1 protein-coding gene is annotated in these 871 nt (G+C 45.0%); it reads left to right on the forward strand.

All coding sequences use genetic code 11. The features are described 5' to 3' along the window. On the forward strand, positions 1-871 hold an 871-nt coding region (locus E1163_RS00220), incomplete at both ends, for a DUF1573 domain-containing protein (RefSeq protein ID WP_155168527.1).

The following is an 871-nucleotide window of genomic DNA, read 5'->3' on the forward strand; positions in this document are numbered from 1 at the left end:
AAGGGCCTTGAGCCGGTAAAAATATTAAGTGTAAAAGCCAGTTGTGGATGTACTACGCCAGACTGGAGCAAAGAGCCGGTTAAACCTGGGGAGACCGGTTATATTCAGGCCCAATATAACCCTAGAAATCGTCCCGGACAGTTTAATAAAAGCCTGACGGTTACTACAGATGCCGAGGCAACACCTTTGAGGCTATACATCAGGGGCAATGTAGTACCTAAACCCAAGTCAGTAGAAGATGATCTGCCCACTGAAATGGGAGCGCTGAGAGTGAAATACAGGTCGTTGAATATGGGTAAGATAGAAACATCAGGAGAGCCTGCTGTAAAAGAGTTTGAAGTTTACAATGCTTCTGAGAAACCTGTAACCTTCCTTGAGAAACAGGATGCCCCATCTTACATTAAACTCACTTTCGAGCCGCAGGAGCTTGCACCTAAATCTAAAGGGTTGATCAAGGTGCACTACGATGCCAAGGCCAAAAATGACCTTGGTTTTGGCTCCGATAACGTTAAATTTTTAACCAATGAGGAGGGGGCAGACGCGGTGAAATCCGTTAGCATATATGCTACCATTGAAGAGTATTTCCCTCCAATGACCCAGGAAGAACTGGATAAAGCTCCCCGGCTCAAGCTGGGTGAAAATGTCCATGACTTTGGCAGGATCGGTGAGGATAAAGTTGTAACAACCCAATTCACATTGACCAATACCGGTCAAAACCCATTAGTGATCAGACAAACGAAGTCTAACTGTACCTGTGCTACTTCAAAACTTAAAAAGGACAAGCTTAAACCCGGAGAGAGCACCGAGTTGGAAGTGACTTTTAACCCCGAAGGAAGACGTGGAAACCAGCAGAAATCCATTACCATATACT

The sequence above is a fragment of the Fulvivirga kasyanovii genome (assembly GCF_009711405.1).
Lineage (GTDB): Bacteria > Bacteroidota > Bacteroidia > Cytophagales > Cyclobacteriaceae > Fulvivirga > Fulvivirga kasyanovii.